Origin of the sequence: Loigolactobacillus backii, assembly GCF_003946275.1 — a bacterium.
Taxonomy (GTDB): domain Bacteria; phylum Bacillota; class Bacilli; order Lactobacillales; family Lactobacillaceae; genus Loigolactobacillus; species Loigolactobacillus backii.
Genome location: NZ_RHNQ01000003.1, coordinates 22,603 through 45,627 on the forward strand (window position 1 = coordinate 22,603; position 23,025 = coordinate 45,627).

The following is a 23,025-nucleotide window of genomic DNA, read 5'->3' on the forward strand; positions in this document are numbered from 1 at the left end:
TTTCATTATTGGTGACTGACAATTTGGTCTAAGGCCGTCACAATCTCCTTTGTTTCAGCTTCTCCCTGAGCACGCGCACCACTTGCAAGTGGATGGCCGCCGCCATGATGGGCTTTAGCTAATTCATTGATGATCGGACCTTTAGAACGAAAATGAACCCGGTAATTCTCCGGAACCTGTTCAACAAAAATAACCCAGGCGGAAACTGCCGCAATTTTACCAGGTAATGACACAATTGATGACGTTTGGGCAACACTTAATCCTAAACGTTTCAATAATTCCTGACTCAAGGTAATGTGGGCCGCCCCACTTGGCAAAATAATTAAGTTTTCTAAGACGTAGGCCGATAAGTGCGCCTGTTCGGCCGACATTGTATCTAAGTTTTGGTTAACTAACGTAAAATCAAAATCATGTTTAATTAACGCAGCGGCCACTTCAAAAGTATGCGGTGTTGTCGCTGAATACATAAACCGACCAGTATCACCCACAATTCCAGTATAAAGAAGTCGCGCTGCAGCAGCTGGAACCGTCATTTTTCCAGCAACGGCTAAATCATAAATTAATTCTGAACTGCTGGAAGCTGCTGGCTCAACCCACATTGGATCACCGTAAGGTTCATCATTAGGATGATGATCAATCTTAATTAGGTCAGCACCCTTGGTATAACGATCGTCGCTAACCCGTGGTGTATTTGCAGTATCGGTTACAATCACTAAAGCGCCAGTATACTGCTCCGTGGCAACCGTGTCCATTTGTGCCATCCAGGTCAATCCTTCGCTGGCCTCGCCCACAACGTAAACTTTTTTCTGCGGATAGGTTGCTTGAATAATTTTGGCTAATCCAACTTGGGAACCAAGTGCGTCTGGATCAGGACTTTGGTGGCGGTGAATAATAATCGTACCATACGCCTGAATTTTTTCAATAATTGCTTTTTGTTCTTGCTTCATTTTATACCTCACTTTGGATTCTCTAATAGCTGACAGGTAACGATTGCTTTTGCTACCAGCTGATTATTTTGTTGGACATTAACGTCAATTTTGGCAGAGTGTCGTCCTGCCTCCATAATCAAAGGAATAATTGTTAAACGTGCGTCTAACTGAATGAGTCGTAAATAATGTAGGCTCACTTGATCGATTGTTGAAGCACGATTTATTTTATAATGTAAATGACGCTGACACGCAGAAGCGACTAGTTCGCTGAGAACGCCAAAGGAAATTGTCCCAATCTGATTGGTCATCTGCGGTAAAACCGTTGTGTGGTAAGCTGCACCACCTTGTTGTGCCGTTAATGAGCTCGTAACTTGGTCAAAATAAGTACCCGCGGCCTTTTCTTTTCGCTCGTCCATTTTGGCCATAACATCCTGCCGACTAATAATCCCTAACAAGTGCAGCTGGGCGTCCACAACGGGCAGTAACTCATAGCCATCATAAACCATCATGTGCCGAACACTGGCCAAGCTAGTCGTTAAACTCACAGTTACCGGTGCCTTCGTCATTACTTTATCCAGCGTTAAACTACCGGCCTTATCAAAAATATCCTTAACGGCAATAATGCCTACCAACTGATTTGTTTGGGTAATCACTGGAAAACGTGCATGGGTTGAAACGCGATTTAAGCGCTTATAATCAACAACGGTTTGCCGGCTGTATAAATAACGTGTGTGTTCCAGTGCAGTATAAACGTCCGCCACGGTAGCAATTTTGTGTTTAATTCTTTGATCCGCCAAGGCACGGTTGATCATTGTCGCAACAGTATAAGTGTCAAATTTAGTTGAAAGAATTGGTAACTCCTTGCGATTAGCCAAATCAACAATTGCCGGTGATACTGCTAAACCACCAGTAATCAGCACGGCGGCCCCATTATGCAACGCGGTCTGCTGAACATCCTCACGGTTACCCACAATAACTAATGCATTCGCCGTTAAATAAGGTAACATTCGGTCGGCCGTCATTGCACCAATCAAAAAATGATGCAACACTTTAGTTAAACCTTGCTCACCGGCCAAAACTTGGCCATTAATGATTTGTAACAGCGCTTGGTAAGTTAGTGTGTCTTGCATTGTTTGGATTGTATGATTAATTCGAATCGTGCCAACTCGCGGAATTGTCGCGACTAATCCACGCTCTTCGGCTTCTTTGATTCCCTGATAAACAGTTCCTTCGCTTAACCCAAGCTGATGAGATAAACCACGAACGGAAACTTTTTTGCCAACGACCAACTTTTCAATAAAACGAATCACTTGTTCACGTTTATGTGCCATCGCGCTACACCGTAACTGACCGAGCAACACCGATTAAAGCAGTATTACTGGCCGTTCGTTGCGTAAACAGTTGTGAAGCGTACCTCACCTTTAAAAAAAAGTGGGTAAAAATTGTCGGCCCAGTTAGTCCTGTTTGCGTAGCCACTGGCCGAGGGGCAACTACAATTGTGATCAATGAGATCGGTTTCGCCGCTATTTTAAATTTTAAAGATAACTGCCCGTACCAATTAAATTTCATTGATGTGACTTCTCCCTTCACTAATTTTCCGATAGTTAACTGCCTAAAGTATACTGGTTTTACACTAAAAACACAAAATCACTAAAAGAGTGGCAAGCGTAATTCTTCAAAACCAATGGGATCTAAATTGGTCACGGTAATTCCAAGTAAACGAACCCCTTCACTTAAATCGCCAATTTCATCCCACAGCTGCTGCGCATCAGCATAAATCGTTGTTTCATCTAAAACATACTCGCTACTTGTTAATCGTTTGGTCGTTGTTTCAAAGTTGCGGTTACGCACCTTCAACACGACTGTCTTACCGTGTTTTTGTAATTTCACTAAATTGGCGGCCACTTTTCGCGCCAAAAAATGTAATTCTGTAGTCACTTGATCTTCCGCGCCAAGGGGATTACCAAATGTTTCTTCTTTGCCAATTGACTTGCGCTCCCGCTGGTACTCTACTGGCCGTGTATCTACTCCGTGAGCGTGCCGGTAAAGTTGAAAACCCATTTTACCAAAACGCTGAATTAACTGCATTTCCGGTATTTGTTGTAAATCACGCCCGGTATAAATTGCCATATCGTTTAATTTAGGCACCGTCTTTTTACCGACACCATGAAATTTTTCGATTGGTAGGTCACCTAAAAAAGTTAAGGCCTGTTCCGGCATAATCACCGTACAACCAGCGGGCTTGCGGTAATCAGATGCCATTTTGGCCAGAAATTTATTGTACGAAATTCCGGTTGAACTGGTTAAATGTGTGACTTCAAAAATTGCTTGTTGAATCATTTTGGCCAGCTGGGCCGCCGAATTTTGTTTCATTTTATTCACCGTCACATCAAGGTACGCTTCGTCCAAAGAAACGTATTCGATAATATCTGTAAAACGGTGAAAAATTTCGTGAACTTGCTCGGAAACACTTCGGTATAAAGTGAAATCAGGCCGCTTGAAAATTGCCTTAGGACAAAGCGCCAGCGCCTTGGCAGCCGGCATAGCAGAGTGGACGCCAAACTTGCGGGCAACATAATTTGCGGTTGTCACAACCCCTTTTCCACCAGTATCACTAGGATTACGGGCAATAATTAAAGGCTGATTTCTAAATTCAGGGTGTTCTCGCTCTTCAATTGACGCGTAAAACGCATCCATATCCACGTGAATAATTTTGCGTGATGTATCGTTTTCCAAAGGAATTTGTAACAATCCACCAGTTGCCATCCACTCACCTTCTTTGAACTCAAAACGTTCCTTAAAACAATAAACGTGGGCCAAAAGACGAACACAGCATGCCTAAATAATGGTTCTTACCTAGTTATGACTACTGACTTCATTGTCTTTTGGTCCACTTCAAGTACCTAATTATATTTAATTTTCGATTTCAGGCCTAGCTGGATCAAACACCCATTTGGCGCCATCGCGAGCTAAAAGCTCATCAGCAGCCTTAGGTCCCATTGAACCACTGACGTAATTAGGAAAATCAGCCGCTGGTTCCTGGGCCCAAGCCTGTTCAATCACATCAGCAAACCGCCAAGTCTGTGCGAGTTCATCCCAATGTGTAAAGTTAGTCGAATCACCGTTGAGGGCGTCCAATAACAAACGCTCGTACGCCTCAGGACTATTAGCCGTCGCGCGGGCACTATGCCGAAAATCCAGATCAACTGGCCGTGTTGCATAACCTTGACCGATTTGTTTGGCGTTAGCCCGTAAGCCAAAGCCTTCCGTTGGTTCAATGTAGATAGTTAGAACATTGGGCGCCAACTCATCATTATCACTGGCCGCCTTAAAAATATTCTGTGGCACTTGTTTGAAAACAATATCCACCCGCGTTGCTTTTTGCGCCAGACGCTTGCCCGTTCGAACAAAGAAAGGAACACCACTCCAACGAAAATTTTCAAACTCCATCTTACCCGCCACAAAGGTTTCAGTATTGGAATCAGTTGCAACTTGGTCAGCATCCCGATAATTATCAAGTTGTTGACCATCAATGGTTGCTGCACCATACTGACCACGGACAAAATTACGTTTAGCTTCTTCAATCGTATCAATGTGCAAAGAACGTAACACTTTAATTTTCTCGTTGCGAATGTCCTCGGCGCTAAAAGATACTGGTGGTTCCATTGCGAGTAACGTGGCAATCTGTGAAATGTGATTTTGAACCATATCCCGCATGGCACCAGCAGTTTCGTAATAGCCGGCCCGCTCCTCAACACCTAATGATTCACTTAACGTGATTTGAATGTTATCAATATAACGATTATTCCATAATGATTCGATAATGTTATTACCAAAACGAATCGCCGAAATATTTTGAACCATTTCTTTACCTAAATAATGATCAATTCGGTAAATTTGGTCCTCAGAAAATGAAGTCCGAATCTCGCTATTCAATTCTTTGGCAGATTGGAAATCATGCCCAAATGGTTTTTCAATAATCAACCGGTTAAACCCAGCATCCGTCAGAATTTGCTCTGACTTTAAATGGCCCACAATAACACCAAAGAAACGTGGTGACATTGCCATATAATAAATTCGATTACCGTTTAACTGATATTTTTGATCTAATTTTGCCGCCAAATCGCGTAAAACAACGTAATGTTCAGTATTAGTCACATCATGTGATTGATAGTAGAAATGATCAGCAAATGCGGTTGCCTGAGCATCATCAGGTTTTAAATCGGCAAGTGATTCTTTAATGATATTATGATAATATTCATTCGTCCACGGCCGCCGAGCAGTACCAACCACCGCGAAATGATCCTTTAAATACCCCTTTTGGTACAGGCGGAATAAAGAGGGGTAGAGCTTTCGGCGCGCAAGGTCACCGGAACCGCCAAAAATAATAAATAAGGCAACTTTTTCGTTTTGCATTCCTGACACCACTTCCATATTAAGTCTCAAACTACTCCTATTGTAACCATTAACTAAGTTCCCGGCAATCAAATAAATTCAACTTTTGTGAATTTTTTCGATGCCAATAAAAGTAGTGTAATCGGCCTACCTACTAAAGCTAGGCTAAAATTGAATTATTGACCCTTCCAGACAAAAATCGTTTATGTTACTACTTTAGCCAAAATAAAAAACGTTCACGTCTAATTGCTTTAACCACCCACCTCCGGGCAGCCTAAGCGCAAAACGTAAACGTTCTTTTTCAATCCCTAATTATTTAACTTCAACACCCTTACCGTCCCACTCACGGATAAGCAGCTCTTTCAATTCTTTAATAAGTGGTTCCCGTGGATTGGCCGTTGTACATTGATCCTCATAGGACAATTCAGCTAATTCATCAACAGTTTTATCAAAGTGATCCTTTTCAACTCGATTATGTTTCAAATCCAGAGTCACATCGACTGAATGTGCTAAGTCAATAAAGTGTTTAACTAAGCTCTCTTTTAATTCTTCATCATTGTTACCCTCAAAGCCCAAGAAGCGAGCAATGTCGGCGTAATCCTTCAAGGCACTAAAGTGATCATATTTTGGCCACATTGCTATCTTAGTTGGTGTCTCAGCATTGTACCGTACCACCTGTGGGTACGTAATCGCAATGGCTAGGCCATGGGGTAAGTTAAATTCACCACCAAGTTTATGCGCAATTGAATGGGTAATTCCCAGAAAGGCGTTGGCAAATGCCATCCCAGCTAGCGTGGAAGCGTCATGCATCTTTTGTCGCGCCACTGGATCACCATCATAGGAAGCCTTCAAGTATTTAAAGGCTAGCTGTAAAGCCTGTAATGACCAGCCACGGGTATAGTCGGAAGCCATGTTAGAAACGTAAGACTCAGTGGCGTGGGTGATAACATCCAGGCCAGTCCACGCAGTCGTACGTTTTGGTACTGTTTCAACAAATTGTGAATCAATAATGGCAACATCTGGCTGCATTGCGTAGTCCGTAATTGGGTACTTAACGTGCGTCTTAGAATCCGTAATAACGGCGTACGGCGTTACTTCCGAACCAGTACCAGAAGTTGTTGGAATCCCAATGTACTTAGCCTTGTTTGGCGTTGGTACGCGGTAAGTTCGTTTACGAATATCCAAGAACTTTTGCTTAGCACCAAAGAAGGAAGATTCTGGATGCTCATACATTAACCACATAAACTTGCCTGCATCCATCGCCGAGCCACCGCCTAAAGAAATGACCGTGTCCGGCTTAAAAGCATCCATCCGGGCAACGCCTTTATTAACCGTGTCCGTAGATGGATTAGGTTCAACGTCTGAAAAGACTTCAACTTCAACGTTATTGCGGCGCTTGCGCAGAACATCTAATACCCGATCCGAGTAACCAAATTTCACCATGCCAGGATCACAAACTAGAAATACTCGGTTGATTCCTTCCATTTGTTCAAGGTAGCGAACCGAATTACGCTCAAAGTAGACCTTCGGTGGTAACTTGATCCACTGCATGTTGTTACGCCGCTTTGCCACTGTTTTGATGTTTAGTAAATCAAAGTCAGTCACGTTATGCGAGATTGAATTCTTACCGTAAGAACCAGTTCCAAGCGTTAGTGAAGGCACCATATTGTTATAGATGTTACCAATCCCACCAACTGCTGATGGTTGGTTGATAAGAATCCGACAAGCTTTCATTTTAAGTGCAAATTTTGTAATTAGATCATCATCAGTCGTGTGTAACCCAGCAGTATGTCCTAACCCACCAAAATCAAGTAATTCCTCGCATAACTTGAAGGCTTCTTCGTGACCGGAGGCTTTGTACATTGACAAAACTGGTGATAACTTTTCCCGTGATAATGGGTACTTTGGCCCAACACCATCAATTTCGGCAATTAAAACTTTAGTGTCTTCTGGAACTTTAATACCCGCCAACTCGGCAATTTGGTAAGCTGACTTTCCAGCAATTGGTCCTTTAACACCGCCACGTTTTTCATCAAACATTGCGTCAGAAAGTGCCTTCTGATCACTCTTTTTAACAAAGTAGCAGTTCCAATACTTGAATTCAGCCTTAACCTCTTCATAAACGTCACTGTCAACAACGGCACTATTTTCAGAAGCACAAACCATCCCGTTATCAAACGTCTTTGAAAGAACAATATCATTTACTGATTGCTTAATGTTGGCCGTCTTTTCAATGTAAGTTGGCCCATTACCAGGACCAACACCCAAAGCAGGCTTACCAGTCGAATAAGCCGCCTTAACCATACTTGGGCCACCAGTTGCTAAAACAGTTGCAACACCATCATGATTCATTAAAGCTCCAGTTGCCTGAATACTTGGTTGGTCAATCCATTGAATACAGTCTTCTGGTGCACCAGCCTCAACGGCCGCGGCACGAATAATTTTTGCCGTTTCAACACAAGATTTTTGGGCCTGTGGATGAAAGCCAAAAATAATTGTGTTCCGCGTTTTAAGCGAAATTAATGATTTAAAAACAACGGTTGACGTTGGGTTTGTTACCGGTGTAACACCAGCAACAACCCCAACTGGTTCTGCAATTTTCATCAATTGTTCTTCATCATTGTCTTCAATAATACCCACTGTTTTATCGTGGCGAATACTATTCCAAATATACTCACTTGCGTACATATTCTTAATTGCTTTATCTTCAACCACGCCACGGTGTGTTTCAGCAACTGCCATTTTGGCTAGTTTCATATGGTTATCCAGTGCCGCAATTGCCATTGCTTCACAAACTTTATCAACTTGCTCTTGCGTAAAGTTTGCCATTTTATCTAAAGCAACGTGGGATTTTTTAACTAGGTTATCGATCATCTTATCAACATCAACAGTTTCTTTCTTTTCTGTTACTCTTGGTGCATTTGTCGGTTTAAGCATATCTCGAATCTCCATTCCAAATTATCATTTTTGTTTGTTATTTATTTCACAAGTAAATAGTACCTCTCTCAATTCTTTTTGTAAAGCTTTTTAATATAGAATTTTTTTGGCTATATTAAGCGCTTTCAACATAACAAAAACAAGTTTTTCATTATGTTTTCCAAAAAAGATGGTTAAAAATATTTGTGAATACTTTCGCAATGAAACATAAAAATTACAAATTAATTGGTGGAAAAAGTTGAAATTTTTAGTGATAATTTCAAAATAGAAGATCTCCTAATTGATATTTTAACACACTACACACATACTTGTCAAGTGAAAAATATAACAATATCATACCTTTGTTGCACCTAAAATGGTCACTTTCCAGTATTCATCTAAGGCACGGCCATTTTAGTGTATTAAACAATTATTGTAATTAAATAATAAGTTCCGGCTATGTTTTCACTCACGGAGACGTATCATCCAACACAGTCTAAATTCATTCCAGCTACGTTTCATTGGAAATTGACCTGAAGATCTTTTAAGCAAATGACCTCCAATCGATTCCAAATTGTCTGGAAAAAGTCTATTTGCCACTTGATTGCCTGAGTGTCTTCACTTTAATCAAATTTTTGAAAGCTAAATTTTCTTGAGGCTGATGCTTGCTTTAGAGATACAAATATCCCGCCATAATTACTAGATAAATTAGGTTAACTCATCTATCAATTATGGCGGGATTTTAGTAGCTCAAAATGCTACCGGAAGGCTTCTTTTTATTTATTACCAGGTCGGCTTACTTAGTTTGGTCGTCCTTTTTAGCTTCGTCTTCGTTATAAGGTACTTCGCTTTTGGCCTCGGCCTCTTCACTAGACGGCTTTGCTTCATCACTAGTTGGTGTAGCTTCTTCAACATTAGTCGGTGTAGACTGATTAACAACACGCCCAATTGCGCGTAGATCAAAGGTCAAATAAACACCTTCAATATCTAATTCGGCCGTTTGTTTTGTATTATCTATTTTGCTGATAACACCATGAAGCCCACCAATCGTAACAACCTCATCGCCTGGCTTCATTGCCGACATCATTTGTTTCTTTTTATCTTGTGACTTCTTTTGGGGCCGAATCATCATAAAGTACATTAAAGCAAACAAAATGACGATCATAATAATTGAACTCATACCGCTATTCATAAATTTAACACCTCATTATATTTTTTCTGAAACTCTATTAATAAGCCTAACAGACTTACTTTCGGACTTCCAGTTAAAACTAAAAATTACGCGCATTTTCTTGGTTAAATCCGTAACTTTCGAAAAATGCTTCCCGAAATTCAAGTAAATTATCATCCATAATTGCCTGCCGTACTTGTTTCATTAAGTGCAACAAGAAGTATAAATTATGGTAACTCGTCAAATGAATTCCAAAGATTTCATTAGCCTTGATCAAATGCCGAATATAAGCCCGGCTGTAATTACGACAAGCATAACATTGACAATTATCATCCAGCGGACCAAAATCATGCGCATACTGAGCATTTTTAACGACTAGCCGACCATGGCTTGTCATAACTGTCCCGTTACGGGCAATTCGCGTTGGTAAGACACAATCAAACATATCAATCCCTCGAATAGCTCCATCAATCAAAGCATCCGCAGAACCAACTCCCATTAAATAGCGCGGTTTATTTTCTGGTAACAGTGGTGCTGTAAAATCTAAAACATGATTCATTTCCGCCTTGGATTCACCAACGGACAAACCGCCAATTGAATAACCGGGAAAATCCAGACTAACTAAATCTTTGGCACTTTGTTCACGCAGATCTTTGAAACCGGCGCCTTGAACAATTCCAAACAGGCCCTGGGTTTCAGGATTACGATGGGCCTTCAATCCTCGTTCGGCCCAACGACTAGTTCGCGCAACCGAATGTTTAACGTATTCGTAACTTTCAAAAAATGGTGGACATTCATCTAAACTCATCATAATGTCCGGGCCAAGATCATTTTCGATTTGCATGGCCTTTTCCGGTGACAAAAACATCGCCGCACCATTGAGGTGGTTCTTAAAATGAACGCCTTCTTCAGTGATGTTCCGTGTGTTCGCAAGGGAAAAAACTTGAAAACCGCCAGAATCAGTTAAGATTCCTTTATCCCAATTCATAAAACGATGCAGGCCGCCCGCCTCTTTGACAATATCCTCACCTGGCCGCAACCATAAGTGATACGTATTCGCCAAAATAATTCCGGCGCCCATCGTGTCCAGCTCTTCAGGGGCCATCGTTTTTACAGAAGCATTAGTTCCAACTGGCATAAACATTGGTGTTTGGAAAGTACCGTGGGGGGTCGTAATTTCACCCAAGCGGGCACCAGTGTGCTTCTCTTTTTTAATCAAGCGATATTTGATCGCTGGTTCCATAATTTTGACTCCTTTATTATTAAATCAATTTAGCAATAAACCTATAACCTAAACGGCCAAAAGGATGCCATTAAATCTTCTTAACTGTCACATTCTATCATTTTAAAACAATTTGGCAAGTAATCAAAAAGTATTTGAAAGCGCTTAAAGATGTGTTAAAATACGATTGACGGGAAGTATTGCTAAAGCCAAGTCCGAACTTTCTCGCTAATTGAACCTAATCAATTGTTGTCAAAATAAATTGTTGTCTTGAACAGTCTCCATTAGCTTGTTACGTTCGTACAGCCGTTTTGATTACTAATGCGTTAGAGTGACATTTTTGTAACACCCCGCATGGTCCTTGATCATGTCTCAAACAAAAAATCTTGGCTGGCGTATTTCCTGTTTTTTTTGTCATTAAATGGCTCAAACCAATTTCATTTACTAAAGAGACCACGGTAAACCCTAAAGTTTACTGTGGTCTCTTTATCATCCGTTAATTAATATTGAAATTTTGCTGTTTTATCTGCTAGCTATTTAATAAACATAGCATCACCGAAACTAAAGAAGCGGTAACGCTCTTCAATTGCGTGAGCATAGGCGTTAAGAATGGTATCCCGTCCCGTAAAAGCAGCCACCAACATCACTAGCGTTGATTTTGGCAAATGGAAGTTGGTAATGAAGGCATCGACAACCTGCCACTTGTAACCAGGTTTAATAAAAATATCGGTCCAACCAGAATCGGCCTTAATTGCACCATTAAACTTTGTTCCAATCGTTTCTAGCGTCCGAATTGACGTTGTCCCCGTAGCAACAATCCGACCACCATTTTGTCGAACCTCATTTAATTCAGCAGCCGCTTTCGGTGTCAGGCGGTAAAATTCGCTGTGCATTTTATGGTCGTCAATATTCTCCTCATCAACTGGCCGAAACGTACCAAGACCAACGTGCAAAGTCAAATAAATTAACTTAACACCCTTATCCTGAACCTGTTTAAGCAGATCCTTAGTCCAGTGTAATCCGGCAGTTGGTGCAGCAGCCGAGCCGTTTTCCTTGGCGTAAACGGTTTGATACATCTCAGGATCATCTAATTTTTCTTTGATGTACGGTGGCAATGGTGTTTCACCTAATTGCTCGAGAATTTCCATAAAGATGCCAGCATAGTGAAATTCAATCATCCGGCCACCGTGTTCCAATTCCTTCGTGACTGTTGCTTTTAATTGGCCATCGCCAAAGACAATCTCCGTCCCAACTTTGGCCCGTTTAGCTGGCTTCATCAGCGTTTCCCAGTTATCACCGTCTGTATTGTTTAACAATAACACTTCCATGTGCCCACCAGTATCCGGTTTGACCCCGTATAACCGAGCGGGCATTACGCGGGTATCATTCATTACAACAGCATCCCCGGCGTGTAATTCATCAAGAATGTCATAGAAATGTTTATCAGCCATTTCACCAGTTTTATGATCTAAAACTAGTAAGCGTGAAGCATCCCGCTCTTTTAATGGTGTCTGGGCAATAAGTTCGTGGGGCAAATTATAATCAAAATCTTCAAGTGTTAATCCCATCATTCTACTTCCTTTACATCAGTCAGCTTATTTTTTTGGTTCAAATTTAATTCCTAAATGTGCGTATGCTTGCGGCGTCACAACCCGGCCACGTTGCGTTCGTTTCAGGAAACCTATCTGCAATAAGTACGGTTCGTACATCTCTTCGATCGTTTCCGTCTCTTCACCAACGTTGGCGGCAATTGTACCTAACCCAACTGGCCCGCCATCGTAATAATTGATCATCGTCAGTAATAATTTTTGATCAACGTAGTCTAACCCGCGATCATCAACTTGCAGCAACTTGAGTGCCTTAGCAACAATTAACTGATCAATTGATTTTTGATCGGCCACCTGCGCAAAGTCACGAATCCGCTTTAACAATCGGTTGGCCACCCGAGGCGTCCCCCGCGAACGACGGGCAATCTCATGGGCGCCTTCTAACGCAATCTTGGTATCAAAAATATCGGCCGATCGTTCCACAATATCAGTCAAATCAGCCTCTTTATAATACGCCATATGTTCAACAATGCCAAATCGATCCCGTAACGGTGCTGATAGCAAGCCTGCCCGCGTAGTTGCACCAATCAAAGTAAATGGCGGCAACGGAAAATGAACCGGATGGGCCGTTGGACCTTGGCCGATAACAATATCAACAAAAAAGTCTTCCATTGCTGAATAGAGCATTTCTTCAACAATTTTTGGTAAACGGTGGATTTCATCAATAAATAAAATATCTCCAGGTTGTAACTCATTTAGAATTGCTACTAAATCCCCTGGTTTCTCAATTGCTGGGCCACTAGTTGTTCGAATATTAACCTGCATTTCATGAGCAATTACCATTGCCAAAGTGGTTTTGCCTAAACCCGGCGGTCCGTACAGCAAAACGTGGTCTAACGCCTCTTCACGCTTTTTGGCCGCTGCAATATACACTTGTAACTCACTTTTAACCTTATCTTGGCCGATGTACTGACTTAGATACTGAGGGCGTAATGATTTTTCAAGACTTTCTTCGCCATTATCTTCTGTTTCCGGTGAAATCACGCGTTTATCTGCCATCGAAACCCTCCTTTACCTTAACCTTTCATCAATAACCGTAAGGCCTCACTTAAATAAGCGTCAGTACTGTCCGCACTAAACGTTTTTAGCGGCTTAGTGATTGCCTTAACTTCACGTTCTTTATAACCTAATGCCAATAAAGCCGCCAATGTTTCCTTTAAATACGGACTAAGCGTTTCATCCATGACCGGCATACTTTGCTGGCCTGGGATAGTTTCTGGACTAGTTAAATCCGTCAGCTTACCCTTTAAATCTAAAACAATTTGCTGGGCCGTTTTTTTACCGACACCAGGAAACTTAGTTAAATAACCCACGTCATCAGTTTTAATTGCGTTGATCAAACCTGCGTGATCGTTATTTGCTAAAATAGCCAGCGCTGATTTTGGTCCAATACCAGAGACTTTAATCAACTTTTCAAATAGTAATTTTTCGTCTTGATTACTGAAACCAAATAAAGTGATATCTGTATCACGAATGGCCTGGTAAACGTAAATTTTTTGTTGTTTTTCCTTTGAAACTTCAAAACGAAATGGATTGGCTAATTGAAGCTTATAGCCCACTCCGTTAACTTCAAGCACAATATAAAAAGGGCTTACGTACGTGACGTAGCCAACGAAATAATCATACATAACCACAATTCCTTACTTTTTAAAATGAGTACATATGTTTGCCTGATAGCATTGTACCACACCTGACTCAATTTTTACCGGCTTATCCGTGATTTCATTTTAGCCAACCATCTTTAGACCAATAACACCAACTAAAATGCAGCTAACAAAGAAAAATTTGGCGGGTGAACTTTTTTCGTGCAGTCTAAAAATTCCGTAAAGTACACTACTTATCGCGCCAATCCCAGTCCACACTGCGTAGGCCACACTTAAAGGAATTGTTTTCGTTGCTTGACTCAATAAAAGCATGCTAAGGGCAACACTGAGTACCGAGAGTAACCGATAATACCAGCCGCCGGTAACCATGGCTTGCTGCAACCAGGCAATAAAACCTAATTCACAAAAACCGGCAATAATTAACATCAACCAACTCATGGACGTTCTCCCTTCCCGTTACTAAGTTCCAAACCAATAATTCCAAGCAGTAAAATACCCAGCGCCAACAACTTACCAACCGATACTGGTTCACCAAGAATTGCCATCCCAACTAGCGAGGTTCCAGCCGTACCGATTCCCGTAAAAACGGCGTAGGTGACACCAACACCAAATGCTCGTAACGCAAAATTAAGAAAATAAAAACTACAAACCAGCAGAAATACAGTTAACAAAGTAGGACCTAATTGCGTAAAACCATGGCTGGCTTCCAAACTAGTCGCCCAACCAACCTCTAACAAACCAGCAATTAATAAAGAAATATAGGCCATTTTTATCCCTCCAAATTCAGCGTCGTCTTTTAACAAAATAAAAAACGACCGAAGAATGCATGGCACATTCTTCGGCCGAAATTCTTGTCTGTACTTGATTAATTTAGACTCAGTTTAACAAACTAAAGCGCCATTTGGGCAATTGTTAAAACTATTTTACAATCTGCTCAGCAAACTCTTACAACTGAGAGTGGTGTCAAAAAAGCACCTAAATTCCACTTTGTAAACGAAAAACGCGAAATACCTAATTTGATTGCTGTTAACTAAGCTTCACCACGCGCGCTTTCATGACTATCTTGAATTCGCTTAAACATTTTTTCTAAATCATTTCCCGAGAAGTGAACTAGCACTGGCCGGCCATGTGGACAATTAAAGGGATTTTCACACTGTGGTAAGCGGTGCAAAAGCGCCCGTGCCTGCTTGTCATCCAAATGATGATTGGCCTTAATTGCACGCTTACAACTCATCATAATCGCTGTTTTTTCGCGAAATGCTGCAACATCGATTTTATTATCTTCTAGAACATAATCAATCATTTCTTTAGCGGTATCCTCTTCTTGCCCAGCCTTAAACCAGGTTGGGTGGCTCCGCAAAATGAAACTATTTTGTCCAAAAGACTCTAAATTGATACCAACTTGCTTTAATATCGGTGCCCGATCTCGAATTCGAATAGCATCACTGGTCGGATAATCCAAAACGAGCGGTACAAGTAAACTTTGTAGGTCTTGCGTGACTCTTCCAATTTCTTTACGGTAAAATTCGTAATTTACTCGTTCTTGGGCCGCATGTTGATCTAAAATATAGAAACCATCTTCACCTTGGGCAAATAAGTAGGTGCCGTGCATTTGGCCAATATAGTCCAAATGGGGAAAACGCGGTTGCTGCCCTTGTTTTGGCTGTTCTACAGCTATTGTGGCCGCTTTAGGTTCAGTCCCAAAGGCAGCACCAACCTGCTCACTTTGATAGCGTGCATCAAAATCGGCCAGTCGCTGGGGATCTTCAAAAATGGGTTGATTGGCATTGGCCGCCGGTTTTGCGCCGGCGCTTTTTTTAGCGGCCACGGTTGGTGCTGACTCAGCAATTTGATCAGCCACTGCCGAACTTTGAGCAGCAAGTTCTGTTGGTGCTTGCTGCCACTGCGTACTGGCCGCATTTAAATCAATTTGTAGTTGATCAGTATTTACTGGATCCTTCCGGCGTAAGTTGCGATTTGCGTCTGGAATTAAGTTTTCCTGACTCAACCGAGCATAGATTGTTTTTTGAATCAGCTGTGAAAGCTCATCCTCTTTGCTCAAACGTACTTCCTGCTTGGCTGGATGAACGTTAACATCGACTAATATCGGGTCCATTTTAATCGCCAGCACAACAATTGGATACCGACCTACCATTAATTTCGACCCGTAACCAGCGATGATCGCCTTGTTCAACTGATAATTTTTGATGTACCGACCATTAATTAAAACGGTCAAATAACGCCGTGAAGATCGGGTTAATTCAGGCAGTGATACAAAACCAGTCAATTGAAAATCGAGATCCTTTGCGGAAATTTCTAGCATCTTACGTGCATTCCCGACACCATAAATTCCGGCAATCGTTCGTTGTAATCCACCACTTCCACTTGTTTTTAAAATGACGTTGCCTTCATGAATTAACGAAAAAGCAACTTGGGGGTGGCTTAATGCTAAGCGGTTAACAATATCACCAATATTAGCAAGTTCGGTTTGTGGTGACTTAACGTATTTTAACCGGGCCGGTGTATTAAAGAAGAGGTCCTTAACACTAACTGTTGTCCCTTGCCGCACGGCACTATGTTTTTGCTCAATTAACTTACCCCCACGATAATGAACGTACTCCCCAATCTCCGCGCCAGTCGAGCTTTCCAGTGTCATGTCAGAAACCGAGGCAATACTTGGTAAGGCCTCACCACGAAAACCTAATGAGCGAACCTTAAACAAATCTTCCCGCGACGTAATTTTACTGGTGGCATGGCGCTTAAACGCCGTGGTAACCTCAGCGGCCGGAATGCCGGCCCCATTATCAATGACCTGAATTCGCCGTAGCCCAGCCTCTTCAACGATAATATCAATTTGATTACCACCGGCATCTAAAGCGTTTTCCACTAATTCCTTAACAACAGATGCTGGCCGTTCAATTACTTCACCAGCCGCAATTTGGTTGGTTAAGACTTCCGCCAATTCCTGAATTTTGGCCATGATCCTACCTCCTCAGTTACTTAATGACCATTTTGCATTACCACGCAAAACCTTAATTTATGCACCTAATCTTTTAATTTCTGCTGCCACTTGTAAAGCGTGTTCATGACGTCCATTGGTGTCATGCCCATTAAATTGAGTTCCTTTAAATCAGTTAGAACTTTGCCTTCTGCTTTGGACACGTTGTTCTCTTGGTAATTAAACAAAGCCAATTGTTCATCAACTTCGGCTGACTGCTTTTCGGTCTCCTTAGAAGTTACGGCACTACCCGGCTTTTGTTCAGCGTTAACTTCCTTAACCGCTGAAGGAACGGCCGCCGCAGAACTAACAGGCTGATCAGTTCCTGCAGCCGCAGTATCAGTTTGTTCACCGCTGGGTAACACCGTTGGCTGCTTTTCCAGCTTAGTTAAAATAGTTGTCGCCCGTTTTAGTAGGCTATCAGGTAACCCCGCTAGCTTGGCGACGTGAATCCCGTAAGACTTATCCGCCGCGCCAGGCAACATTTTATGCAAGAAAACGAGCGTTCCATTTTCTTCAACGGCACCAACGTGAACATTCTTTAAACCAGGTAAACGTGATTCTAAGGCAGTCAATTCATGATAATGCGTCGAAAATAATGTTTTAGCATGAACGTGATCGTGCAGATATTCGATAATTGCCTGGGCTAAAGCCATCCCATCATAAGTTGCCGTTCCCCGGCCAATTTCGTCAAATAAAACCAGGCTATTTTGCGTTGCGTGGGCCAAAGCCTCATTTGATTCCATCATTTCCACCATAAAAGTACTTTGCCCTGAAATTAAATCATCAGCCGCCCCAATTCGCGTAAAAATCTGGTCAAAAATCGGCAACGTTGCCTTGGTTGCTGGAACAAAACACCCCATTTGCGCCATGATAACGATCAAGGCCAATTGTCGCATATAAGTACTTTTACCTGACATATTTGGCCCGGTAATTAATAAAATAGCGTTATCCGGCGTCATTGTCACGTCATTAGGAATATATTTTTGTTCGCCCAATACCTTTTCAACAACTGGGTGCCGCCCAGCGACAATTTTCAAGTCATGTTGTTGTTTAGTTAATGTCGGCCGCACATAATGGTAGTTTTCGCTGGTCACGGCAAAGCTTTGTAAAACGTCTAATTCGGCAACACCCTTTGCTAACTGCTGTAGCCGGTGGATTTGTGCCTTAACCTTCTCGCGAACTTCAGTAAATAAATCATATTCCAACGCCGTTGATTTTTCTTGCGCCTCCAAAATCAGTGTTTCCTTTTCCTTTAACTCCGGTGTGCTAAATCGTTCGGCATTAGTCAACGTCTGCTTACGTTCGTAACGACCTTCTGGTAAGGTGGCCAAATTGGCCTTGGTAACTTCAATGTAATAACCAAAAATGCGGTTAAAGCCAATTTTAAGGTTATGGATGCCGGTCGTTTTTCGCTCTTTGGCCTGCAATTCGGCAATCCACTGTTTACCATTTTTCATTGCGTCACGATAATCATCTAATTGCTGATTATAGCCGGACTTAATTAAGTTACCATCCTTCGTTGAAACCGGCGGATCATCGTTAATGGCCAGGTCGATTAAATCCGTTACGTCACTAACTGGATCCAAGTGATCAATCACATCATCAAACGTGCCATCATTGATAGTCGCCAAAATATCCTTCACTTTTGGAATTTGCAGTAATGATGTTTTTAACTGGATTAAATCACGCCCGTTAACATTCCCAAAGGCCACTCGCCCAGCTAAACGTTCTAAATCATAAACCTTAGTTAATTCTTCTTGTAAACTAGAACGTTCAAAAAAATGATCCAGCAAACTAGCTACTTTGTTTTGGCGGCGGGTAATCGCAGCGTAATTAATTAACGGCCGATCAAGCCACTGCTTTAATAAACGACCACCCATCGCCGTTTTAGTACTATCCAATAACCACAATAACGTCCCGTTGCGGTTCTCGTTACGCATTGAAGTTACTAATTCTAAATTGCGCTTGGCGTAGTGATCCATCTTGAGAAAATGTGACGGCTCATATTCTTCCGCCGCCTGTAAATGGGCCAACGTTCGCTTTTGCGTCACCGTCAAATACATCAATAATTGTTCTACAACTTTAACTTCCGTCATATCCGTTAAATTTTGCGTCACAAATGCTAATTCAGCGTGCGGCGTAATTTTATCCTGATAGGAAATTAGAATTCCTAGTTTAGTTAGATCAGCCAAAAGTTTGGGACTAACTTCATGGTTGGCCACAATTTCTTTCGTGCGCAAACTCATTGTTTCGTTGACAACATCTTCTTCGCCAACTAAGAGGCTAACTTTGAGTTCACCAGTGGACAGATCAGTGTAGGCAAAACCATAGTGATCCTTTTTGGCCTCAATTAAGGCCGTTAAATAATTATTTGACTTGGCCGTGGCTGCCTTTTGATCCATATTAGTTCCTGGCGTAACCAACTGAATAACTTCACGTTTGACCATGCCGACTGCTTTTCTAGGATCTTCCGTCTGTTCACAAATTGCGACTTTATAACCTTTATCCACCAAAATATCAACGTAATTTTGGGCAGCATGGTGGGGCACACCACACATTGGAATCGGATCAGCGGCACTTTTATTTCGCGCCGTTAAAGTTAGTTCTAAAAGTTGTGCCCCTTTAATCGCATCGTCATTGAACAATTCGTAGAAATCACCAATTCGATAAAATAAAAAGGCATCTGGATAATCCTTTTTAATGGCATTATATTGTTCCATCATTGGTGTCTCTTTTGTTTTCTGTGGCACGATTAATGCCCTTCTTTCTCTGTTAAATCTGAAACTGCTTTCTGCAGATGATCCGTAATAAAACGTAACGTCTCATCTGCTTCAAATAAAGCATCCCGATAGGCCTTGGTTAAGGGATGTTGGTCCAACTCCTGCTTTAATTGATCCGCCTCTTGCTTTGCTTTTGCAGCAGCCTGGGGCTTATCATAATGGGCATCGTTAACAATGTTCTTCTGCGCTATTTCTAATTGCTGCTGCAGCTTTCGCAATTTTTCATTTTGGTTGACCTGTTTAGCAACAAATTGATAATTTTTAATTGTTTCTTCTTGCTGAATTAAGTGTGTTAAACGCACTAAAGCTTGACGGGTTTTATCATCCATCAAGCTTTTGTCGGTTAAGTTCATAACGTTCACCTCATTATTGTTCAAAACCAAACGGGTGATCTGCATTAATCAAAACTGGTTCAATATGTTTTGCCCTACCAGTTGTATCATCAATTTCAATAAAGCATCCCGATAAAATACCGCGACCATCTTCCTTAACCTCATACCGGGTTGGCATCTGGGTTAAAAAGCGTTCGATACTCTTTGCGGGTTTAACGCCTAAAATAGCATCGTAGGCCCCGGTCATCCCAGCATCAGTCAAATAGGCCGTCCCATTTGGCAAGATCCGTGCATCATTGGTTTGAACGTGAGTATGCGTTCCAACTAACGCGGATATTTGACCATCTAGATACCACGCCAAGGCCTCTTTTTCAGCCGTTGTCTCCGCGTGAAAATCAATAAACACTAGATCTGTTTGCTGGTGAATCTCTTTTAATAATCGATCAGCCTTATGAAATGGATTAGCCAACGATTGCCCCATTAACGCGTTACCCTGCAAATTAATCACAGCTAGTTTAAGCTGATTAACTTGTACGTAGACGAAGCCTAACCCTGGCGTCGTTTCTTCAGGGAAATTAGCCGGTCGCACCATTTTTTTGGCACTGTCAATAAAGTCAAAAATATCGCGGTTATCCCAAACATGATTACCCATGGTGACAACGTCCGCACCGGCCTGTAAAAAGCCTTTGTAGATTTTCTCCGTAATCCCGCGACCGCCAGCAGCATTTTCACCATTGACAATCGTCACTTGTGGCCGAAATTTCGTTTTTAGTTGTGGTAAGTAATCTTTGATCATGTCCCGACCGCGCGATCCCATAACATCCCCAACAAATAATATCCGCATCTTACTCCTCTTTTCCAATCAACATACAATCATTGTACCATTTTTAATTTACCAGAAAGCTAAAGCACCCTTTTTAGTCGATTCTAAGCAAAACATTAGCGTTTTAGATGATAACTATAGGTTGCGACGACAATGTCTTCCCGGGAGGCCAGTGCGGCCCGCAAACGGAAGCTTGTCTGGTTATGCAAAATATTCTGCCAGGGTTTCTTCGGCATGAATTGTGGTACTAAAATTGTAATTGTGTAATTACGGTTCCGGGCGTTCTTACTAATAATTTCCGCAAAACGCAGTACTGGCCGTGAAACCGAACGGTAAGACGAATGAATATCAACGAAACGAATGTCCGGAAAATCTTTTTTGAATTCAGATTCTGTCTCGTGTTCCTTAGCCGGATTTTCGTCCATTGAGACGTGCATGGCAATGACATAATCACCAATTGAACGCGCATAATTAAGCGCCCCCACCGTTACTTGAGTCACATTGCTTACCAATACAATCACTGTGCTACCAGCGTAGTCATGAAATTTAACCTGTTCCACCAACCGGAGTTGCGCGGCAACTTTATGATAATGATCATGAATTTTATAAAAAACCAACAACACAATTGGCATAATAATAAAGTATGGCCAAACATCGCCTAGGTGATACATCAATAGAAAAATAAAGATTGAAAATGAAATTAAGGCACCAACAAAATTGGCCAGTGAGCGCCCAATCCAACCCTTTGAACGTTCGTGCCACCATTTACGAATCATCCCTGTTTGACTCAACGTAAATGGTACGAAAACGCCGGTTGCGTAGAGTGGAATCAAACGTTCCGTACTCCCATTGAAAATAAAGATTAAAACAATTGAACCTAACGCCAACGTTAAAATACCATTTGAATAGCCTAAACGATCCCCCCGATCCATATACATGTGGGGCATAAATTTATCCTTAGCTAAATTATAGGCCAAAATTGGAAAGGCGGAAAAGCCTGTATTGGCCGCCAACGCCAAAATTAAGGCCGTCGAGAACTGTAAAATGTAGAACATGACACTGCCATGACCAAAGATTGCGGCCCCAACCTGCGATAAAATCGTCACTTTTAATTTGGGGGTAATCCCTAAATACCAGTTTAAATAGGTTACTCCGGCAAAGAAGAAACCTAAAATAATACCCATAATTGCCAGCGTTGCAGCAGCGTTTTTGGCCTTAGGCTTTTTGAAAAACGGAACCGCATTTGAAATAGCCTCAACCCCAGTCAAGGATGACGAACCTGAAGAAAAGGCCCGCAAAATCAGGCCAACAGTGATCCCAGGTACTGCGGCACCAACTAATGATGTTGCGTGAAAGGCCAAACTACCAGTGGAAATCTTGGCCAAGCCAGTAAGAATCATAATGGTAATGACGACCACAAATAAATATACTGGGATCATTAACAGTGACGCTGAATCACGCAGTCCCCGTAAATTCATCGCTGTAATTAACACCACAATAATAATTGCAATTCCCACTTGATTACCATAGAGCGCCGGCACCGCCGAGATAATGGCCTCTGTCCCAGCAGAAACGGAAACAGCCACGGTTAACATATAATCAACTAACAGTGAGCCTCCGGCAATCAGGCCGGGATAAGTTCCTAAATTTTCACTAGAAACAATGTAGGCGCCCCCGCCTTGTGGATAAGCATGAATAATTTGCCGATAAGATAAAATGAGTGACGTTAATAAGATCAGTACAAAGGCCGCAATCGGTAAAGAATACCAAATTGCTGCTGCCGAAAGTGTGATTAAAACTGTCACAATCTGTTCGGTTCCGTAAGCAACTGATGATAACGCGTCAGAAGACAATAGTGCCAACGCCTTAACCTTACTCAGCTGTTGTCCCCCTTCATCGGACGACTTTAATGGTTTACCGATGAAGAATCGTTTGATATGTTGCATGACTTTTAGCTCTCCCTTTTATAAATCAAATGCTTATTCTCCGAGCGGCACAGACGCATCCCAACTCGTAAAACAACTTGCTACACTGTCGTTATTCCCTAAACAAAAAAACAAGGCATAGCGTTCAGCCTAGGAAAGTGTTTGAAAAAGCGCAGGAACCTAGTCTTTTCAAACACATTTACACTGAATTAGTCGGGGAAACACTACTTAAAGTAATTTCCAAACATGACTCAGACCAGCTCTGCCTGTCCTACCAGTTTCCAATAGCCGTATAAGCAGCATAAACGGCATTTATAGTT

General features: G+C 41.9%; 18 protein-coding genes. All 18 read right to left on the minus strand.

The genetic code is table 11. From position 1 onward, the window contains the following. Positions 1-5: 5 nt before the first annotated feature. Positions 6-947 carry a DHH family phosphoesterase gene (locus EKM61_RS01185; protein WP_068223350.1) on the minus strand — a complete coding sequence of 314 codons (942 nt, stop codon included), beginning with the start codon at positions 945-947 and terminating at the stop codon, positions 6-8. A gap of 8 nt (positions 948-955) precedes the next feature. Then, on the minus strand, positions 956-2,260 hold the full coding sequence (locus EKM61_RS01190) for a DRTGG domain-containing protein (protein WP_068223347.1): 1,305 nt from the start codon (positions 2,258-2,260) through the stop codon (positions 956-958). A gap of 4 nt (positions 2,261-2,264) precedes the next feature. Continuing rightward, entirely contained in the window at positions 2,265-2,498 is a 234-nt protein-coding gene (locus EKM61_RS01195) for a hypothetical protein (protein WP_068223344.1), read from the minus strand. An 81-nt stretch (positions 2,499-2,579) separates the two neighbouring features. After that, positions 2,580-3,695 (minus strand): DNA polymerase IV, encoded by a 1,116-nt coding sequence (gene dinB, locus EKM61_RS01200; protein WP_068223341.1) that lies wholly within the window; start codon positions 3,693-3,695, stop codon positions 2,580-2,582. 147 nt (positions 3,696-3,842) lie between these two features. Then, positions 3,843-5,345 carry a glucose-6-phosphate dehydrogenase gene (gene zwf, locus EKM61_RS01205; protein WP_068223338.1) on the minus strand — a complete coding sequence of 501 codons (1,503 nt, stop codon included), beginning with the start codon at positions 5,343-5,345 and terminating at the stop codon, positions 3,843-3,845. 291 nt (positions 5,346-5,636) lie between these two features. Further along, positions 5,637-8,261, minus strand: a complete 2,625-nt coding sequence (adhE, locus tag EKM61_RS01210; RefSeq protein WP_068280888.1) for a bifunctional acetaldehyde-CoA/alcohol dehydrogenase — start codon at positions 8,259-8,261, stop codon at positions 5,637-5,639. A gap of 775 nt (positions 8,262-9,036) precedes the next feature. Next, positions 9,037-9,432: a preprotein translocase subunit YajC gene (gene yajC / locus EKM61_RS01215; RefSeq protein ID WP_068223332.1), complete on the minus strand. Its 396-nt coding sequence runs from the start codon at positions 9,430-9,432 to the stop codon at positions 9,037-9,039. Between the two features lie 79 nt (positions 9,433-9,511). Beyond that, entirely contained in the window at positions 9,512-10,654 is a 1,143-nt protein-coding gene (gene tgt, locus EKM61_RS01220; RefSeq protein WP_068223330.1) for a tRNA guanosine(34) transglycosylase Tgt, read from the minus strand. A 512-nt stretch (positions 10,655-11,166) separates the two neighbouring features. Then, entirely contained in the window at positions 11,167-12,201 is a 1,035-nt protein-coding gene (gene queA / locus EKM61_RS01225; RefSeq protein ID WP_068223326.1) for a tRNA preQ1(34) S-adenosylmethionine ribosyltransferase-isomerase QueA, read from the minus strand. 27 nt (positions 12,202-12,228) lie between these two features. After that, positions 12,229-13,239: a Holliday junction branch migration DNA helicase RuvB gene (gene ruvB / locus EKM61_RS01230; RefSeq protein ID WP_068223324.1), complete on the minus strand. Its 1,011-nt coding sequence runs from the start codon at positions 13,237-13,239 to the stop codon at positions 12,229-12,231. Positions 13,240-13,256: 17 nt separating this feature from the next. Continuing rightward, positions 13,257-13,868, minus strand: a complete 612-nt coding sequence (ruvA, locus tag EKM61_RS01235; protein WP_068223321.1) for a Holliday junction branch migration protein RuvA — start codon at positions 13,866-13,868, stop codon at positions 13,257-13,259. 99 nt (positions 13,869-13,967) lie between these two features. Beyond that, the gene (locus tag EKM61_RS01240) at positions 13,968-14,282 is read right to left on the minus strand and encodes a DMT family transporter (RefSeq protein WP_068223319.1); all 315 of its coding nucleotides are present in this window, start codon (positions 14,280-14,282) and stop codon (positions 13,968-13,970) included. After that, the gene (locus tag EKM61_RS01245) at positions 14,279-14,611 is read right to left on the minus strand and encodes a DMT family transporter (protein WP_068223316.1); all 333 of its coding nucleotides are present in this window, start codon (positions 14,609-14,611) and stop codon (positions 14,279-14,281) included. Before EKM61_RS01245 ends, EKM61_RS01240 begins: the two co-directional genes overlap by 4 nt. A gap of 263 nt (positions 14,612-14,874) precedes the next feature. After that, on the minus strand, positions 14,875-16,824 hold the full coding sequence (gene mutL / locus EKM61_RS01250) for a DNA mismatch repair endonuclease MutL (RefSeq protein WP_068223312.1): 1,950 nt from the start codon (positions 16,822-16,824) through the stop codon (positions 14,875-14,877). A gap of 65 nt (positions 16,825-16,889) precedes the next feature. After that, entirely contained in the window at positions 16,890-19,595 is a 2,706-nt protein-coding gene (mutS, locus tag EKM61_RS01255) for a DNA mismatch repair protein MutS (protein WP_068223308.1), read from the minus strand. 2 nt (positions 19,596-19,597) lie between these two features. Next, positions 19,598-19,978 carry a YlbF family regulator gene (locus tag EKM61_RS01260; RefSeq protein WP_068223305.1) on the minus strand — a complete coding sequence of 127 codons (381 nt, stop codon included), beginning with the start codon at positions 19,976-19,978 and terminating at the stop codon, positions 19,598-19,600. Positions 19,979-19,991: 13 nt separating this feature from the next. Further along, positions 19,992-20,801 (minus strand): TIGR00282 family metallophosphoesterase, encoded by an 810-nt coding sequence (locus EKM61_RS01265; RefSeq protein ID WP_068223302.1) that lies wholly within the window; start codon positions 20,799-20,801, stop codon positions 19,992-19,994. Positions 20,802-20,896: 95 nt separating this feature from the next. Further along, the gene (locus tag EKM61_RS01270; RefSeq protein WP_068223299.1) at positions 20,897-22,726 is read right to left on the minus strand and encodes an APC family permease; all 1,830 of its coding nucleotides are present in this window, start codon (positions 22,724-22,726) and stop codon (positions 20,897-20,899) included. Positions 22,727-23,025: the final 299 nt, after the last annotated feature.

What these genes read in the sequence shown, in the direction of transcription:
- EKM61_RS01185 (WP_068223350.1), bottom strand. Translation starts at nt 947, where the DNA reads ATGAAGCAAGAACAAAAAGCAATTATTGAAAAAATTCAGGCGTATGGT.
- EKM61_RS01190 (WP_068223347.1), bottom strand. Translation starts at nt 2,260, where the DNA reads ATGGCACATAAACGTGAACAAGTGATTCGTTTTATTGAAAAGTTGGTC.
- EKM61_RS01195 (WP_068223344.1), bottom strand. Translation starts at nt 2,498, where the DNA reads ATGAAATTTAATTGGTACGGGCAGTTATCTTTAAAATTTAAAATAGCG.
- dinB (WP_068223341.1), bottom strand. Translation starts at nt 3,695, where the DNA reads ATGGCAACTGGTGGATTGTTACAAATTCCTTTGGAAAACGATACATCA.
- zwf (WP_068223338.1), bottom strand. Translation starts at nt 5,345, where the DNA reads ATGCAAAACGAAAAAGTTGCCTTATTTATTATTTTTGGCGGTTCCGGT.
- adhE (WP_068280888.1), bottom strand. Translation starts at nt 8,261, where the DNA reads ATGCTTAAACCGACAAATGCACCAAGAGTAACAGAAAAGAAAGAAACT.
- yajC (WP_068223332.1), bottom strand. Translation starts at nt 9,432, where the DNA reads ATGAATAGCGGTATGAGTTCAATTATTATGATCGTCATTTTGTTTGCT.
- tgt (WP_068223330.1), bottom strand. Translation starts at nt 10,654, where the DNA reads ATGGAACCAGCGATCAAATATCGCTTGATTAAAAAAGAGAAGCACACT.
- queA (WP_068223326.1), bottom strand. Translation starts at nt 12,201, where the DNA reads ATGGGATTAACACTTGAAGATTTTGATTATAATTTGCCCCACGAACTT.
- ruvB (WP_068223324.1), bottom strand. Translation starts at nt 13,239, where the DNA reads ATGGCAGATAAACGCGTGATTTCACCGGAAACAGAAGATAATGGCGAA.
- ruvA (WP_068223321.1), bottom strand. Translation starts at nt 13,868, where the DNA reads ATGTATGATTATTTCGTTGGCTACGTCACGTACGTAAGCCCTTTTTAT.
- EKM61_RS01240 (WP_068223319.1), bottom strand. Translation starts at nt 14,282, where the DNA reads ATGAGTTGGTTGATGTTAATTATTGCCGGTTTTTGTGAATTAGGTTTT.
- EKM61_RS01245 (WP_068223316.1), bottom strand. Translation starts at nt 14,611, where the DNA reads ATGGCCTATATTTCTTTATTAATTGCTGGTTTGTTAGAGGTTGGTTGG.
- mutL (WP_068223312.1), bottom strand. Translation starts at nt 16,824, where the DNA reads ATGGCCAAAATTCAGGAATTGGCGGAAGTCTTAACCAACCAAATTGCG.
- EKM61_RS01260 (WP_068223305.1), bottom strand. Translation starts at nt 19,978, where the DNA reads ATGAACTTAACCGACAAAAGCTTGATGGATGATAAAACCCGTCAAGCT.
- EKM61_RS01265 (WP_068223302.1), bottom strand. Translation starts at nt 20,801, where the DNA reads ATGCGGATATTATTTGTTGGGGATGTTATGGGATCGCGCGGTCGGGAC.
- EKM61_RS01270 (WP_068223299.1), bottom strand. Translation starts at nt 22,726, where the DNA reads ATGCAACATATCAAACGATTCTTCATCGGTAAACCATTAAAGTCGTCC.